Genomic DNA, 17,455 nt, shown 5'->3' with positions numbered 1-17,455 from the left:
CGGCCCAAGCCGAGCGCAGCGGCTACGCGTCGATACGAGACCGATCCAACGTCGCCGCCGAGCTGGAGATGAACTCCTTGCGCGGTGCCACGTCATTGCCCATCAGCAGATCGAAGACCCGCTCGGCGGCCTCCAGGTCGGTGAGGCTGATCCGGCGCAGGGTCCGGTGCCGCGGATCCATCGTCGTCTCGGCCAGCTGGTCGGCGTCCATCTCACCAAGACCCTTGTACCGCTGGATGGAGTCCTTGTACCGGATGCCCTTGCTCTGGAACTCCATGAGCTTGTCGCGCAGCTCGCGGTCCGAGTACGTGTAGACGTACTTGTCCTGCCCCTTCTTGGGCTGGATGAGCTCGATGCGGTGCAGCGGCGGCACCGCCGCGAACACCCGGCCCGCCTCGATCATCGGCCGCATGTAGCGCTGGAAGAGCGTCAGCAGCAGGGTCCGGATGTGGGAGCCGTCCACATCGGCGTCGGTCATCATGATGATCTTGCCGTAGCGCGCCGCGTCGATGTCGAAGGTCCGGCCGGACCCTGCCCCTATGACCTGGATGATCGCCCCGCACTCGGCGTTCTTCAGCATGTCGGTCACGGACGACTTCTGGACGTTGAGGATCTTGCCGCGGATCGGCAGCAGCGCCTGGAACTCGGAGTTCCGGGCGAGCTTGGCGGTGCCGAGCGCGGAGTCTCCCTCGACGATGAACAGCTCGCTGCGGTCGACGTCGTCGCTGCGGCAGTCGGCGAGCTTGGCAGGCAGCGACGAGGACTCCAGGGCCGTCTTCCGGCGCTGCGCGTCCTTGTGCTGGCGGGCCGCGATGCGCGTACGGGCGGCGGCGACGGCCTTCTCCATGACGACCCGGGCCTGGGCCGCGGCGTCCCGCTTCGTGGACGTCAGGAACGCCTTGAGCTCCCTGGCGATCACGGTGTTCACGATGCGACGGGCCGCCGAGGTGCCCAGGACCTCCTTGGTCTGGCCCTCGAACTGCGGCTCGGCGAGACGGACGGTGACGACCGCGGTGAGGCCCTCCAGGGCGTCGTCCTTGACGATGTCGTCCTCGGCGACGCGCAGCAGCTTCTTGGCGCGCAGCACCTCGTTCATGGTGCTGGACACGGCGGTCTCGAAGCCCGCGACGTGGGTGCCGCCCTTGGGGGTGGCGATGATGTTCACGAACGACTTCAGGGTCGTGTCGTACCCGGTGCCCCACCGCATGGCGACGTCGACATCGAGCTCACGGGTGACCTGGGTGGGGGTCATCTGGCCGTGCTCGTCCAGGACCGGGACCGTCTCCTTGAAGGTGCCCTGGCCGTTGAAGCGGAGGACGTCGCAGACCGGCTTGTCGGTGGCGAGGTACTCGCAGAACTCGCTGATGCCGCCGTCGAAGCGGAAGGACTCCTCGCCCTTGCTGCCGCCCTCGCCGAGGCCGAACTCGTCACGGACGACGAGGGTCAGGCCGGGCACCAGGAACGCGGTCTGGCGGGCGCGCTGGTGCAGGTTCTCCAGGGAGAGCTTGGCGTCCTTGAGGAAGATCTGGCGATCGGCCCAGTACCGCACGCGCGTGCCGTTGCGGGTCTTGGGGATCTTCTTGGTCTTGCGCAGACCGCCCGTGGACTCGAACTTGGCGTTCGGTCCGTCGGCGGCGAAGGCCCCGGGAACGCCACGCCGGAAGCTGATGGCGTGGGTGTGACCGCTCCGGTCCACCTCGACGTCCAGCCGCGCGGACAGGGCGTTCACCACGGAGGCGCCCACGCCGTGCAGACCGCCGGACGCGGCGTACGAACCGCCGCCGAACTTTCCGCCGGCGTGCAGCTTGGTCATGACGACCTCGACGCCGGACAGGCCGGTCTTGGGCTCGACGTCGACCGGGATGCCCCGGCCGTTGTCCCGGACCTCCACGGACCCGTCGTCGTGGAGGATCACCTCGATGTGGTCGCAGTACCCGCCGAGGGCCTCGTCGACGGAGTTGTCGATGATCTCCCACAGGCAGTGCATCAGACCGCGGCTGTCGGTCGACCCGATATACATGCCCGGGCGCTTGCGTACGGCCTCGAGCCCCTCGAGGACGAGCAGGTGCCGCGCGGTGTAGTTGGACCCGTCCCGGTCTGCTCCTGCCAGCAGCGCTGTGGACGGCACGGACGTCTCGGCGGTCACGCGGTTCGCTCCTCGCTGAATTTCATATGGGGCCCCAGTGGGTAAGGGCGCGGCTTGGGTTGCCGTCAAGAGGGTACCGAGGCCTGGTAGAGCCGTTGTAACGCCACCCTCGTGCGAAACACAGACTAGTCCAGGGTCGCATGCGTGTTCGATCCCTCGATGGGGTGAAGTACATATCACGTTCCCTTCCAGGCATGAACCATTTAGGCTCCGGGCACGTCCTCATGAACGAACCGGCAAGCCAGCCGGGAGGACCGACCTTGACCGACAGCGCGAAACCGTAAGCCGACAGACACGCGATACGGCACATTCGCCGCCAAACCGGCAGCAGCCAGCCGCCCCCGAAAAAAATTTCTCTCTGGGAGAAGCCGCGAGCGGGAACGTTTTGGGGCTGGTTGGATGTTGACCCTGGTACGACAGCTCGTCGAGCTAGAGAAGAGGCGACGTGACTACTGTTCTGACCCCCGCGAGCCCGCTGACGGCCGCTGACCGCTGCGACCGCTGCGGCGCACAGGCGTACGTGCGCGTTGTCCTGCTCAGCGGCGGAGAACTGCTCTTCTGCGCCCACCACGGCCGCAAGTTCGAGCCGGAACTCAAGAAGATCGCCGCTGAGATACAGGACGAGACGGAGCGGCTGACGTCCGCTCCCGCATCGGCGTCCGAAGAAGAGCGCTGACACCTCGCATCACGACGAGCCAGCTTCCGGCACAGGCCGGTCGACGGGCGGCCGCCCCTGACAGCAGGGGCGGCCGCCCGCGCTCATATCCTGCGGGCCCTCCGCAGGCGCCGAGGGCGGCCCCGTCAGCCGCCCCTACGGTGGTCGCGGACCCCGGCCGCGCGCCACCCCAGGGACCGCACGGCGTCGGACACCCGCGTGTAGACGCCAGGCGTGCCCGCACGACCGCAGCCGCTCCCCCAGGAAACGAGCCCGATCAGCTTCCCCTGAGCGACCAGCGGCCCTCCGCTGTCCCCCTGACAGGCGTCCCGGCCTCCTACCTGTTCCCCGGCGCAGACCATGCTGTCGGCCAGGTACCTTCCGTTGCCCCCGCCCGGATACGCCGCCCTGCACTGGGCATCGGACATCACATGCACGCGCGCCGCCCGCAGACTGCGCGCGTAGTCACCCGCGCCCGTGACGTCCCCCCACCCGTAGACCAGGGCCGACGTGCCCGGCACATAGGCGGGATCACCGGTGCGCGCCATCCTGATGACCGAGCTCGGCGAAAGCGGCTGGGCGAGGGTGACCACGGCGTAGTCCCCCGCGTTGGTCACACTGTCGTAAGCCGGGTTCACCCAGGTGTCGCGGACGCGGATCTCCTGCCCCCGGTTCGACAGCAGATCCGTACGGCCGGCGATGACGCTGAGGTCACGCACCCCGTCCGGCGACGAGCCCAGGACCTCCTCACGCATACAGTGGGCCGCGGTGAGCACGGTGGAGCGACTGACCGCCACACCGACGCAGAACTGACCCGCCCGCGTACCACCGAACCGGTCACGACTGGACAGCGCCACGGTCCACGGACTCTGGGACACATCGACCGGAAACCCGCCGACGACGACACTGTCGGCAGCCACAGGGGCAGCGGACACCAGCGGTATGGCAGCTGCCACAGCCGCCAGAGCAAGCGGCCGGGTCAGCGCCCGGGTAAAGGGACGGCGCATGACGCTCCTCACTCTTGGGTGGTCATGGGAAACCCAGAGTGATCCAGCCCGCCGCACCCCGCACCCGCGCGACAGCGCGAAGGCCCGGTCCCCACACGGGAGACCGGGCCTTTCGCATCGTACGGAGGCGACTAGTCGAGGTAGTCGCGCAGCACCTGGGACCGCGACGGGTGGCGCAGCTTCGACATCGTCTTCGACTCGATCTGGCGGATGCGCTCACGCGTCACGCCGTACACCTTGCCGATCTCGTCGAGGGTCTTCGGCTGACCGTCAGTGAGACCGAAGCGCATGGAGACGACGCCCGCCTCGCGCTCGGACAGGGTGTCGAGGACGGAGTGCAGCTGCTCCTGCAGGAGCGTGAAGCTGACCGCGTCGGCCGGGACGACGGCCTCGGAGTCCTCGATGAGGTCACCGAACTCGCTGTCGCCGTCCTCGCCCAGGGGGGTGTGCAGCGAAATGGGCTCGCGGCCGTACTTCTGGACCTCGATGACCTTCTCCGGGGTCATGTCGAGTTCCTTGGCCAGCTCCTCCGGGGTGGGCTCGCGGCCCAGGTCCTGGAGCATCTGGCGCTGCACGCGCGCGAGCTTGTTGATGACCTCGACCATGTGCACCGGGATACGGATGGTGCGGGCCTGGTCGGCCATGGCGCGGGTGATCGCCTGACGGATCCACCAGGTGGCGTACGTGGAGAACTTGTAGCCCTTGGTGTAGTCGAACTTCTCGACCGCGCGGATCAGACCGAGGTTGCCCTCCTGGATGAGGTCCAGGAAGAGCATGCCGCGGCCCGTGTAGCGCTTGGCCAGGGAGACCACCAGACGGAGGTTGGCCTCCAAGAGGTGGTTCTTGGCGCGGCGGCCGTCCTCGGCGATGATCTCCAGCTCGCGCTTGAGCTTCGGGGCGAGCTTGTCGGCGTTGGACAGCTTGTCCTCGGCGAAGAGGCCCGCCTCGATGCGCTTGGCGAGCTCGACCTCCTGCTCGGCGTTGAGCAGGGGGACCTTGCCGATCTGCTTCAGGTAGTCCTTGACCGGGTCGGCGGTGGCACCGGCGGCGGCGACCTGCTGCGCGGGCGCGTCGTCCTCGTCCTCGTCGGAGAGAACGAAGCCGGCGCTCTCGGCGCCCTCGGGCTCGTCGCCGGGCTTGGTGTCCTCGAGGACCTCGTCCTCGACCAGCTCGGCGTCGTCCTTCTTGGCGGTGGTCTTCTTCGCCGCCGTCTTCTTGGCGACGGTCTTCTTCGCGGCCGCCTTCTTGGCGGTCGTCTTCTTGGCGGCGGCCTTCTTTGCGGAGGACTCGTCCTCGACGGCGGAGTCGGCGGCGGGCGCCGTCGGCGTGGCGGTGGCGGTGGCCTTCTTGGCGGTCACCGTCTTCGCCGCGACCGTCTTGGTGGCGGTGCGCTTGGCCGGACTCTTCGCTGCGACGCTCTTTCGGGTGCGCTTGGGCTCCGCGGCACTGACCATCAGCGTCACACCCTCTTCCTCGAGGATCTGGTTGAGGCTGCGCAGTACGTTCTTCCACTGAGTGGCCGGGATCTGGTCAGCTTCGAAGGCCCGACGCACATCGTCGCCGGCGATCTGCCCCTCAGCCTTTCCCCGCTCAATGAGAGCCATGACAGAGACGGACTCGGCGATCTCCGGCGGGAGCGTACGGGATGTGCTGGCCGACACGAACAACCTCTCGGAACGTTGGAAAACGGCTTCCGGCCCCGTCCATGACGGACAGGAGCCGACCACCGACCTGGGGGATTGGGCCGACGGTGCGGGCGGGGCCGGGAAGAATCACAGCGCCTTGAGCGGCGTCCGTATTCCCTCCTCGGCTGTCACCTCTTAGGTCATCGCGCTGCTCCGCCGAGCGTTACGCCCAATCTGCGTGGCCCGAGTCACATCCCGTAACGGATCAAAAGCGGGCAGATGATGACATAAGAGGTCGCCCACAGCTTGAACAATGCACTGTACGGCGATTCGGCCGCCTCATTGCACCGTCGGACCCGCAGGATCCGTGCTGGATCCTGCGGGTCCGACGGGAGGGGGTGCGCAGACCGAGAGCTGCCACAGGAGGGGGAGGCATCCTCAGCCGCGCACCCCAGGTGTGCGGTCAGTGCTCGCGGGGTGCGGGCACCACGCGCTCCACCTCGGGGTGGACGGTGAGGAGGTGACGCATGGCCGTTTCGGCGGCCGCGCCGTCGCCGGTGGCGAGGGCGTCGACGATCCTGCTGTGCTGTGTCAGCGACGTCTCGTTCGGCCGGTCACAGCCCGTGACGGGGCCACCGGAGACCTGGAGGGCGGCCGAGACGATCCCCGACAGGTGCTCCAGCATGCGGTTGCCCGCGAGCTGGATGAGCAACATGTGGAACTCGGCGTCGGCGCGGGAGAAGGTGAGGACGTCGCCCTGTCCCATCGCGTGGCTCATGATCTCGACCATGTCGCCGAGCCGCTGCTGGACGTCGTCGCGCCCATGCCCGGCGGCGAGGCGGGCGGCGAGCGGCTCGATCGTCCAGCGCAGCTCGCTCAGCTCCCGGCGCTGGTCGTCACGCTGCGGGCCGAAGGCCCGCCACTCGATGATGTCCGGGTCGAGGAGGTTCCAGTCACTGACAGGGCGCACGCGCGTGCCGACGTTCGGGCGGGCACTGACCAGGCCCTTGGCCTCCAGGACGCGGAGCGACTCGCGGACGACGGTGCGGGAGACCTCGAAGCGCTGGCCGATCTCCTCGGGCACGAGCGGGCGGTCGGCGCCGAGGTCGCCGGAGACGATCATCTGGCCGAGCTGTTGGACGAGTTGGCCGTGCAGCCCGCGTCCGCGGTTGCCCGCGGCGCGCCGGCCGACCCGGCCCAGCTCCGGGTCCGTGCCGTCCCAGGCAGGGGCTCCGAGGCGGTCGGTGACGGGGGCCTCGGCGTAGGGGTAGCGGTCGAGTTCGCCCGGGCCGACGAGACCGGAGTCGGTGGCGCGGGCGGCGGTCATCATGGTGTGCGCAAGGGTACTCACGGATCCTTTGTCGGCGCCGTCCCCAACTCCCTTGAGGTCTTTGGTGAAAAGCACACGAAAGGGTGATCGCTCACCCCGTCGCAATTGACGCCTTATCGGAAAGAAATGGGCTCTCCTCGGGGAGTTGTGCACATGGCGGGACCCGGAAGCTCAGGGACGGTGGTCATCGGACCCTGCCCCGCAGGGTCGTGAGCAGATAGGCGCAGAGCAGCGCGGTCAGCGACAACGTCAGTGCGCCGCCGACGGGTTGGGCGATCACACGCGCGACGGCGGCCACATAGCGCTCCCCCCCGAACGGCCACTGCGACAGGAGCACCTCACGCAGCCGCAGGGGAAAACCGGCCGCCGTCCGCACAGACGGCCCCTCCAGCGCCTTGTGTACGAGGGGTACGACGAGGATGGGTACGGCCACCACCGCCGCGAGCCCTGCCGTGGTCGACCGGAAGAGGCCCGCGGCCAGCACGCCGGCCCAGGCGCACCCGACCACCAGCCCGGCCCAACTCGCGCTCAGCGAAAGCCAGTCGGCGGGAACTTCCGCGAGCTCCCGTCCGTAGACGAGATAGAGCACTTCGGCATTGCAGCCCACGGTGAGGAAGGCCAGCACCAGCGCGGTGGCGGAGGCGACGAGGAGTTTCGCGACCAGCAGCCCCAGCCGGCGGGGGACGGTGCCGCGATCCGCGGCCAGGGCGGGGTGGCGGAACTCGTCGCCGAACGCGATCGCGCCGAGCAGCCCGGCACCGAGCGCTGCGGGCGGCAGCGGGAGCTCCTGCGGCCACGCGACCAGCAGGCGCGGCTGCGGAGTGTGTCCGACACGAGCCAGCAGTACGGCGGCGAGGGCGGACACCACCAGCACGGCGGCGCCGGTGAGGAACCCCGTGCCGACGCCGGCGGCGCGACGGAGTTCGTAGCGGAGGGGACGCAGGGGGCTGGGGGCGGGGCGGACGGAGATGGGGGGCGGGAGATCGGGGAGGGCGTCGACAGCGGAGGTCGCCGCCCGCGAACCGGAGGCCTGGGACGCAGGCCGATCGTCTGCGCGTACGTCGGCGAGCCGCGGCTCGCCCATGAGCGCCTGTGGAGCCTCTGCTGATGCCTCGTCCTCTGCGGCCGTGCCCGGCCCTCCGTCCGGCGTCAGCGGCTCCTCGGGGGCCGCTGCGCGAGCGCAGGCCGGGGCCGCCCCGCCGTCCGCCTCCGACGGCGTCGCGCCTGCCTTCTCAGGACCACCAGGGGCTGCGCCCAACTCACCGTCCGGCGTCTGCCGCACGTGATCGGATCGCAGCTCCGCCGTGAGGCCTTCCTCGGCGCCGGGTCCCATGTCGCCGATCTCGTCGGCGAGTTGGTGCACGAGGATGCCGTGGCGGTACGCGGTCTCGCCGACGTCGGCACATGTACTGCCGTACACCGAGAGGCGGTTGCCGTTCTCGCGCACGACCTCGATGGAGCGCTGTGCCGTGCGCGCCTCCTTGGTGAGCAGGGCGGCGAGGCGGGAGGCGTGCGGAGTGCGCACGGCGACCCGGGGGCGCAGCCGGGTGCGAGAGAAGTCGGCGGCCTCCAGGTCGGCGACGAGTCTGCCCTGCTCCAGGGTGACGACCCGGTCGGCGGTGCGCGCGGCCTCCTTGGGATCAGCCGTGGTCAGCAGGACCGTGCCGCCCTGGGCCGCGTGCGCGCGCAGCATGCCGTGGAGCCAACGGCACTCGCGGGTCGAGAGCCCGTCCGCGGGATCGTCGAGCACGAGTGTGTGCGGGTCGGCCAGCAGCACGCAGGCCAGACCGAGGCGGCGGTCCATGCCGCGCGAGAGGCTGTCCAGGCGCTCATCGCGCAGGCTGACGAGGCCGACCACCTCCAGCACCTCGTCCGCGCGCCGTGCCGGAACGCCTGCGGCAGCGCACAGCATGCGCAGATGACCGCGGACGGTGCGGGCGGGGTGCCCGGGAACATCGCCGAGGAGCACACCGATCTCGCGCGACGGATGGGCGATGCGGTGCAGGGGACGGCCTCTGAAGTAGGTGATCCCACGGCCCTGTTGGAGTTCGAGCATGAGTCTGAGCGCCGTCGTCTTGCCTGCTCCCGGCGCCCCGAGCAGCGCGGTGACGCGTCCTGCGCACGCCTCGAAGGAAACGTCGTCGACGGCGGGAGGAAGCTCCTTGCGAGGGTTGCTGGTCAGTCCGATGGCCTGGATCACTCGAAGCAAGATAGCGCGCTATGTCCGTTTTTTCGGGCAGCGCACGGCCCTCTCCCGGCACAGATCGGCCCGCTCGGCCCCCTGTTCGCCCTTCGCCCCCGATCAAGGTCGCACCGTCCGGCCATGCCCGGCATCTCGGCACGGCATCCCGGCCGGGACTCTCGCGTCACACCTCCGGGCGCAGCATCGGGGGGTTGAGCAGCGTGGCTCCGCCGGCCCGGAAGAGCTGGGCGGGGCGGCCGCCCTGGCGTGTGGTGGTGCCGCCGGTGGGGACGAGGAAGCCCGGCGTGCCCGTGACCTTGCGGTGGAAGTTGCGGGGGTCGAGCGCCACGCCCCACACCGCCTCATAGACCCGGCGCAGCTCGCCGACGGTGAACTCGGTGGGGCAGAACGCCGTGGCCAGCGACGAGTACTCGATCTTGGAGCGGGCGCGCTCCACCCCGTCGGCCAGGATCTGCGCGTGATCGAAGGCGAGCGGCGCGACCGGTTCGCCGTCCCGGCCGTAACCGCTTTGCTGCAGCAACTCATCGACCGGCGCCCAGCGCGCGTTGCTGGCATCGCCACCCGCGCGGGGTGCGGGCAGATCGGGAGCCAGCGCGAGGTGAGCGACGCTGACCACGCGCATCCGAGGGTCACGCTTGGGGTCGCCGTATGTCGCGAGCTGCTCCAGGTGTGCGCCGTTGTCCTGTGCGGGAACGGCGGGGTCGTGGGCGCGCAGCCCGGTCTCCTCGGCCAGCTCACGCGCGGCGGCCTGCGCCAGGTCCTCGTCGGCCCGTACGAACCCACCGGGCAGCGCCCAGCGCCCCTGGAACGGCGGTTCGCCCCTGCGCACCGCCAGCGCGCACAGGGCATGGCGTCGCACGGTCAGCACGACCAGGTCCACGGTGACGGCAAAGGGCGGAAAGGCTGACGGGTCGTAGGGCATGCGGCGATCATAGTCGTCTGCTTGACGATAAACACTCCCTTCGTCAGCTCCACCGATGGCTGATCCAATTCGGCCCAATATCAGCCTCACCACCCCGCTCCGTCGTCGTGCCGTGTGGCGTCGTACGAGGTCACGCCCGCAATTGCAGGCCGTCGGCCGCCTCCTCGACCATGGCGAGACCCAGTCGGCTGACGCGTACGGAGAAGGGGGCGCCGGCGACTCTGAGGCCCGTCAGGACGATCTCGCCGAGCGGTGCACTACGCACGGGCCGCAGTGTGACCGTCCCCGCGGGGGCGTCCGGGCGGATACCCGCGAGCGTGGTCAACATCAGCACCCCGGCTGCCGCTGCCGTGGCCGCGGGGCGACAGGCCGCCGGATGCGGGAGAGGGGCGCTTCCGTCGGTGCGCCGCTCCCCCGCGTACATCTCGGGCAACCGGTGGCCGAACGCCTCTGCCGCCCCCAGTAGGCCCCGCAGCAGCGCACTTGCCTCCTTCTCGTAGTCGGCCGTGGCCAGGCCCGCGACAGCCAGCGCCGTCTCGTGGACCCGCACGGCACCACTGCGGTGGCCGAAGGGGTTGTGCCCCGCTTCCTTCGCGCTCAGCCCGCGAAGTCCCCACCCCGAGTCCATGGCCGGCCCGCCGAGCAGCCGGGCGAGTTGTGCGGTCTGCACCTTGTCGAGCAGACCTGGGGCCTGCTCTCCCCCACCCAGCAGGCCGGTGTCGAGGAGATGGACGGCGGCGGCGCCCAGATGCGGCACGTGTCGTCCGTCCGGGGCTCGGGCAGCCGCGGGTCGGCCGCCGCCCACGTCGTCGATCCAGAAGTCCGCCCGGAACGTCGTCCGCAGCGCCCCGGCCCACTGCCGCAGTTCGCCGCCGCCCGGTCTGCCGCAGGCATCGAGGAGATCGGCGCCGAGCAGTGCCGCACGATGGGCATGGGCCTGGGTCTCGCAGCGGACCGGCCCACCGGGGTGCGGGTCGCGCAGATACGTGCCGTCGCCCGCAGTGGCCCGCAGCCAGGTCAGACACCGCTCGGCCGCCGGGAGGAGTTCCTCGGTCTCGGGTCCGGGCAGCCCCCAGAGTCGGGCCTCCGCGAGCAGCGCGGGAAAGAGCAGCGTGGCCTCCGTGCCTGTGCAACCCGGCGGCAGATGCGGGCCCGCGTCCCGTATCGGCCCGGGGATCATGCCGGACTGCGGTCCCTGGCCCCGAAGTTGGGTGCGGGCGAGGGTGCGCAGCGTACCCACGGCGAGCCGGGTACCCAGGGGCAGGGTCATCCGGGCCGCGGCGAGGGCCTCGGCCGGGGCCAGGCCGCAGCGCCAGGGAACCCCGGCGGCCAGGTGTGTGTCGGCGGGGTGCGCGTGGTCCCGCAGCAGGAGGGCCTGGAGGTCCTCGACGCTCGTCCGCAGCAGGGCCTCCACTCTGGGATCGTCACCGGCCGCCCGCGCGGGAGCCAGCGGGCTCGTAGCCGCTCGGCCAACGGCCCGCACGGGTCCCGCCCCGTCCAGACGCACCCGCAGCTCGATGCTCACGCTGCCGCCCGGGGGCAGTGCGAACTCCCAGCGCAGCAGCCCCGCGGAGGCCAGCGCGTCGGCAGGCGACGGGTCGGCCGTCACTGTCGAGTTCCCATGGGCGGACGACCAGCGCAGGCCCGAATCGTGGACCGTGGCGGGCACTTCCTGCCCCGAGTTGCCGCACGCGATCGCACCGAGGTCGGCCAAGTCCGTACCCAGCGCGACCTCGACCGGCACAAGCAGCGGGCGCACGGCCGCACTGTGCAGCGTGATCCGCTCGGTCCCGTCGGCGTGACGGGTTCGCACGACGACGACGTCCGGGTCCGGGCCCGCCTGCGGGGAGGTGCGCAGCGTGCCCACGAAACGAGCACAGTCGGCCGCCGTCATCCGAGCTTGGACCGGCAGCGGTTCGCGTCCGGCCACACGGACCTGGCAGCGCGAGAGCACGCGCCGGCCCGCGCGGTAGAACCCCTCGAGGCCCCGGCCCGTCAACTGCCCCTGGTTCGTGGAGACGGCGAGACCCGGGAGGGCCACGCAGATCATGGCGTCGTGAGTAGGGGGCAGGTCGGCCGACCGACGAGCGGTCGATGACTGAGCCGACGGGGTGTCTTTGGGCGGGTTGGAGCGTCGTGCGTGGTCGGCGAGTGACGACATCGGGCCCGGACTCGCGGGCGACAAGGGCGAGGGGCTGTGCCTTGTGGGTCTCGTCGGCTGAACGGGAAGCCCGGCCTGTCCTTCCCACCGGTAGGGGCGAGCGTCCTGGCCTGCCGTCGGCCGCCAGACAGGAGACGGGCCCTGGTCCGCCGATCGGGCGGAGACCCACCCCTGGTCCGCCGAAGCCGGCAGGGACCAGCCGTCGCCGGCCTGCGGGGAACTGCCGGTGGCATCGCTCGGAATCCCGGATGTGTGCCGCCCTGCACCGGCGCCGACGGGAGACAGCTCCGTATCCAGCCTGGGAGACGGCACCGGCCGACCGGCTGTCGCGCGGTCGTCGGCGGCCGGGGATGCGGGGGGCGGCTGTGGCATGGGGCGGCTTCCTCTGCGCTCGTTGCGCCTCGGGCGTGTGCGGCGCCGGCTGGGGGACCCGGGGTGACAGGGGCGGTGCGGCGGCACAGCCAGTCCAGGCGTTCCGCCACTCAGGTGAACGGGGAGGGACTCCTCCAAGTCACGCCCGTGATGGGGTAACCGCGCGGAATGGTCACCGCGTTCACCGAGTTCGCCAGGCCGGCTGAGGGCCTCCGGGACACGGAGGCGGCCACGAGGTCGGTGCCGTCCCAGGGACAAGTCATCGGCCGACCTCTGCTGTTTGTGGCGACTGGGATCACGGAGCTGATCGCGTAGACCCGGATCGCGGAACTGATGGTGCAGACCCGGCTCACGGACGCCGTTCCCTGGTTGGCGCCCGCGCCTCGCGCCGTGACTACCTTCACCTCCACGGCCTCGATCAGTGCGCTGCCCGCGACGGCCATCGCTTCGACACCATCGGTCAGTGCTCTGCCCGTAACGGCTCACGCGTCCCCCTCGGCGCCCGCTTTTCCGGGACGCACACCGTCCGGACGGGGCCCGCTCCGACGCGCGGTTCCCTTCTTCGAGGTGCGCGCGGCCGTGCTGTTCGAGGTGGGCGGAGCCGTGCTCTTGGGCGTGCGCGCAGCCGTGCGCTTCGAGGTACGCGCAGACGTGCCGCCCGGCCGCGGGGCACCGGGATGTGTCCCCGCCGTAGTACGCGGGCGCGAGCCGCTCGCAGCCCGCTCTCGCCCGGCGCCCCGTGCGGAGCGCAGGAAACTGCCGGCCGCACCCGCATCGTGCCGAGACCGGCGGCGATGACTCGCGTCCGACATCGGCTTGGACTCAACTGCCGCGCCCCGCAACGGCTCTTCGGCATCCTCCGGCCTGTCGAGGCGCCCGGCGTCCGTCCGCTCGCGACCCACGCGTTCCGCGCGCAGGCAACGGCGGATCGACTCGGGGTCCAGACCCTCGTTGCAGGCCTGGTGCAGGAGGCGCGCGAAGAGGTAGTCGGTGTCGGCGCCGAGTGCCATGGCAAGGGCTTCTCGGGCCTCCAGATCGTCACCGGTGGACCAGGCGACCCAGCCGGCGAGGGTGAGGGGCGGCGCGGCGTACTCGCGGTACGGTCCGACGCAGCGGCGGGCCAGCGCTCGCCAGAGCCGGAGGGCGGGACCGGCCTCGTCGCCCTCCATCCACTCGGCCACGCGGTCGCGGGTCGAGCGGTCCTGCAGGCCCAGAATGAGCCTCGCGGCTTCGTCGTGTCCGAGCAGTTCGTCGTCGCGGAGATCCGCAGTGAGCGTTCCGGACGCGGGCGGGGCCGCGGCGAAGCGGCTCAGGAGCCGCTCGGCGAGCTCCAGCGTCTCCTCTGCCACGCCCGAGCGTGTCGCGTCGTCGAGGATCCTGGGGACGAGCGCCATGCCGACGGTGTCCAGGGCGATCTCCTGTTCCAGGGCTGCGGCGGTCTCCCAGGGCAACAGCCTGGCCTGCAACTCGCGCAGCGTTCCGCGCACCTGCAGTCCGGCGTACGTGGCCGCGGCAGCCAGCACGGACGTACCGGGCAAACCCATCGGCCGCCCCTCGGGCGGACAGCAATCCTCCTTGTCGCAGCAGTACGACCAGAAGCGACCGTCGGAGATGCACAGGGCCTCGATCACCGGGACGTCCAGACCGCCGCAGGCGAGACGCATCTTCTGGGCCAGCGGGCGCAGCCGTTCCATGACCTGTTGGCCGGTCTCGCCCTGTGCCGGTTCCTGGCAGAGGAAGGCGACCATCTGCTCGGCCCGGGCTCCCCTGCGCTCGCTGCCCCTCACCAGTCCGTGGGTCAGCTGCCTGGCCGCGGAGTCCCAGTCGTCCGTACTCGCGGGAATGCCGAGCCGTGCCCGGCCACCGAACCGGCCGCGGCCACCCCTGTCGTGCAGGGCGACGAGCACGATGCTGTCCTCGGGGCGGTATCCGAGGAGATACGGCAACGCATCGGCCAGTTCGGCCGGGGTGCGCAGGGTGACCTGCTGGTCGGCCGGCTGCCCTTCGTATGCGGTGCGGTCGGATTGGTCCGCTTGTTGCGCGAGCCCTGGGTGGGTGCCATGCCCAGCCTGCACGTCATGCCCACGCTGCACATCGTGTCCCTCATGCACATCGTGCATGTCATGCACGCCAGACACGTCAGGTACGTCGGTCGGGCCGCCGGCCCGCGGGGCGAGGTGCTGTTCGCTGCCTGCGGTGCCGTCGTTTTCGGAAGATCCAGTCGCTTCGCTGTGGTTCGTCATGCGCAGACGATCTCGCGGATCGCGAGGCTCCGCTTTGCCCTGTGGATAACTCCGACCAGGGACACGACAACGCGTCGTATGTCGAGGGCCGACCCCTCTCCTGCCCCGGCCCGGCAGTGGTCAGCTGCCACACCGCGATGGCTGGGCCCGGCGCCCCGCACACCCCCGGCCCCGAAACCGCACATCCGCCCCACACCGCCCGGCCCAAAATCGGCGTCCCGCCCCGCCCGGCTCCCCTCTGTCAGTGCCGTCCTGTTGTATGGGACGCATGGAGCACACGAGCAACGCGGATCTCCGGGCGGCCGCCGACGCGGTCCTCGCACGCCTCGTCGGAGACGCCACCGGCGCGGCCCGGCTGCGTGAGGACCAGTGGCGGGCGATCGAGGCACTGGTCGCCGACAGACGCCGAGCCCTGGTCGTGCAGCGCACGGGGTGGGGCAAGTCCGCGGTCTACTTCGTGGCCACCTCGCTGCTGCGGGCCCGCGGCAGCGGCCCGACGGTGATCGTCTCCCCGTTGCTCGCGCTGATGCGCAACCAGGTCGAGGCCGCGGCCCGCGCCGGGATCCACGCGCGGACCATCAACTCCTCCAACACCGAGGAATGGGACACCATTCAGCACGAGATCGCCGCGGGCGACGTCGATGTACTGCTGGTCTCCCCGGAACGCCTCAACAACCCGGACTTCCGCGATCAGGTCCTGCCCAAGCTGGCCGCGGCGACCGGCCTTCTCGTGGTGGACGAGGCGCACTGCATCTCGGACTGGGGCCACGACTTCCGGCCGGACTACCGGCGGCTGCGCACCATGCTCTCCGATCTCCCGCCCGGAGTGCCCGTGCTCGCGACGACCGCCACCGCCAACGCGCGCGTGACCGCCGATGTCGCCGAACAACTCGGTACCGGGGGCACTTCGGACGCCCTGGTGCTGCGTGGCCCATTGGACCGGGACAGCCTGAGCCTGAGTGTGCTCCGCCTGCCGGACGCCGCGCACCGGATGGCGTGGCTCGCCGACCACCTCGATGACCTGCCGGGTTCGGGGATCATCTACACGCTCACGGTGGCCGCCGCCGAGGAGGTCACGGCCTTCCTCCGGCATCGCGGTCACACGGTCGCCTCCTACACCGGCAAGACGGAGAACGCCGACCGTCAGCAGGCCGAGGACGACCTGCTCGGTAACAAGGTCAAGGCCCTGATCGCCACCTCCGCGCTCGGCATGGGCTTCGACAAGCCCGACCTCGGCTTCGTGGTGCACCTCGGCTCGCCCTCCTCCCCCATCGCCTACTACCAGCAGGTCGGTCGTGCCGGCCGCGGCGTGGAGCACGCCGAGGTGCTCCTCCTTCCAGGCCAGGAGGACGAGGCGATCTGGCAGTACTTCGCCTCGCTCGCCTTCCCTTCGGAGGACCTGGTGCGCCGCACTCTCGACGTCCTCGCGCGGGCGGACAGGCCACTGTCGCTGCCCGCCCTGGAGCCCTTGGTGGAGCTTCGCCGCTCCCGTTTGGAGACCATGCTCAAGGTCCTCGACGTGGACGGGGCGGTCCGGCGGGTCAAGGGTGGCTGGATCGCGACCGGACAGCCATGGACGTACGAGTCCGAGCGCTACGACTGGGTCGCCAAGCAGCGCAAGGCCGAGCAGCAGGCGATGCGCGAGTACGCCTCGACTACGGGCTGCCGGATGGAGTTCCTGCAGCGTCAGCTCGACGACGAGGAGGCCAAGCCCTGCGGTCGCTGCGACAACTGCGCGGGCGCGCGCTTCACTGCCGATACGTCCACGGTCGCACTGGACGCCGCACGCGTCGACCTCGTTCGGGCGGGAGTCGAGGTGGAGCCGCGCCGTATGTGGCCGACCGGTCTGCCCGCCATCGGCGTCGACCTCAAGGGGCGTATCCCGGCCGGTGAACAGGCCGCACCGGGGCGGGCTTTGGGACGACTGTCGGACATCGGCTGGGGCAACCGGCTGCGACCGATGCTCGCACCCCACGCCCCGGACGGGCCCGTGCCCGACGACGTGGCCAAGGCGGTCGTGGGTGTACTGGTCGACTGGGCCAAGGGACCGGGCGGTTGGGCCTCCGGAGCTCAGGACGCCCCACCGCGCCCGGTCGGCGTCGTCACGGTCGCCTCACGCACACGTCCGCAACTGATCAACTCACTGGGCGCACGCATCGCAGAGGTCGGCAGACTCCCGCTGCTTGGTTCCCTGCAGTACACCGGCGAGGCACCCCAGCTCTCCCGGAGCAACAGCGCCCAGCGCCTCAAGGCACTCGACGGCGCACTCACCCTGCCGCCCACCCTGGCTTCGGCTCTCGCCGAGACCCCGGGCCCAGTGCTGCTGGTGGACGACTTCACCGAGACAGGCTGGACCCTGGCGGTCGCGGCCCGGATTCTCCGACGTGCCGGTGCACAGGGGGTGATGCCGCTGGTCCTCGCCATGCAGGGTTGACGAGCCTGGCCGTGCAAGGTCGATCGCATGCTCGTCGCGTGCGTGCCACACGAGACACCCGTCCGCGACATCCGCGCCGCACGAATCCCCGCCCACACCGGTCCGTGCTCGGGACCCCTCCCATGCGTCTACGCCGTGCGACCTGGTTGTGCACGGTCGTCGCATGCGTCGCACAGTGACGCAGTGGGTAGGGATATAACCCGCGCACCACCAGATATCGGTCGGTGGCGCCAATTGCTCGTTGCCGCATCCAGGTTCGACAGGAAGAATTGAAGTCCGCTCCCCGCACGGCTCGTCCGTGATCCGGTAGGGCTCTGCTGCGGTGTGCGCTCCCCCGAATCCGACCTCGCCCGCAGT

At 70.7% G+C, this 17,455-nt stretch carries 10 protein-coding genes; 2 read left to right on the top strand and 8 right to left on the bottom strand.

Translation table 11 applies throughout. The features are described from left to right. Positions 1 to 22 precede the first annotated feature (22 nt). Complete coding sequence (locus tag AB5J49_RS35095; protein ID WP_369172869.1) at positions 23 to 2,146, bottom strand: type IIA DNA topoisomerase subunit B; 2,124 nt, start codon at positions 2,144 to 2,146, stop codon at positions 23 to 25. A 445-nt stretch (positions 2,147 to 2,591) separates the two neighbouring features. On the opposite strand from AB5J49_RS35095, the gene AB5J49_RS35090 reads away from it, so the two are divergent. After that, positions 2,592 to 2,822 carry a hypothetical protein gene (locus AB5J49_RS35090; protein ID WP_266961483.1) on the top strand — a complete coding sequence of 77 codons (231 nt, stop codon included), beginning with the start codon at positions 2,592 to 2,594 and terminating at the stop codon, positions 2,820 to 2,822. Between the two features lie 125 nt (positions 2,823 to 2,947). Here the strand turns inward: AB5J49_RS35090 and AB5J49_RS35085 are convergent, their stop codons facing one another. From AB5J49_RS35085 to AB5J49_RS35055, 7 genes are all read right to left on the bottom strand, one after another. Then, positions 2,948 to 3,808, bottom strand: coding sequence for a serine protease (locus AB5J49_RS35085; RefSeq protein WP_369172868.1), 861 nt, complete (start codon positions 3,806 to 3,808; stop codon positions 2,948 to 2,950). A 131-nt stretch (positions 3,809 to 3,939) separates the two neighbouring features. Continuing rightward, positions 3,940 to 5,469 (bottom strand): RNA polymerase sigma factor, encoded by a 1,530-nt coding sequence (locus tag AB5J49_RS35080; RefSeq protein ID WP_369172867.1) that lies wholly within the window; start codon positions 5,467 to 5,469, stop codon positions 3,940 to 3,942. Between the two features lie 427 nt (positions 5,470 to 5,896). Then, positions 5,897 to 6,784: a FadR/GntR family transcriptional regulator gene (locus AB5J49_RS35075; RefSeq protein WP_369172866.1), complete on the bottom strand. Its 888-nt coding sequence runs from the start codon at positions 6,782 to 6,784 to the stop codon at positions 5,897 to 5,899. Positions 6,785 to 6,947: 163 nt separating this feature from the next. Beyond that, positions 6,948 to 8,963, bottom strand: coding sequence for an ATP-binding cassette domain-containing protein (locus AB5J49_RS35070; RefSeq protein ID WP_369172865.1), 2,016 nt, complete (start codon positions 8,961 to 8,963; stop codon positions 6,948 to 6,950). 166 nt (positions 8,964 to 9,129) lie between these two features. Continuing rightward, the gene (locus tag AB5J49_RS35065; RefSeq protein ID WP_369172864.1) at positions 9,130 to 9,888 is read right to left on the bottom strand and encodes an NUDIX domain-containing protein; all 759 of its coding nucleotides are present in this window, start codon (positions 9,886 to 9,888) and stop codon (positions 9,130 to 9,132) included. A 130-nt stretch (positions 9,889 to 10,018) separates the two neighbouring features. Then, entirely contained in the window at positions 10,019 to 11,938 is a 1,920-nt protein-coding gene (locus tag AB5J49_RS35060; protein ID WP_369172863.1) for a glycogen debranching N-terminal domain-containing protein, read from the bottom strand. Between the two features lie 965 nt (positions 11,939 to 12,903). Further along, the gene (locus AB5J49_RS35055; protein ID WP_369172862.1) at positions 12,904 to 14,664 is read right to left on the bottom strand and encodes a DUF4192 domain-containing protein; all 1,761 of its coding nucleotides are present in this window, start codon (positions 14,662 to 14,664) and stop codon (positions 12,904 to 12,906) included. A gap of 268 nt (positions 14,665 to 14,932) precedes the next feature. Between AB5J49_RS35055 and AB5J49_RS35050 the strand changes: the two genes are divergently transcribed. Next, positions 14,933 to 17,098, top strand: coding sequence for a RecQ family ATP-dependent DNA helicase (locus AB5J49_RS35050; protein WP_369172861.1), 2,166 nt, complete (start codon positions 14,933 to 14,935; stop codon positions 17,096 to 17,098). Positions 17,099 to 17,455: the final 357 nt, after the last annotated feature.

It is taken from the genome of Streptomyces sp. R28, assembly GCF_041052385.1.
In the GTDB taxonomy this organism is placed as follows: domain Bacteria; phylum Actinomycetota; class Actinomycetes; order Streptomycetales; family Streptomycetaceae; genus Streptomyces.
Note: the sequence above shows the minus strand (reverse complement) of the source record. Positions and strands in the feature narration are given on the sequence as shown.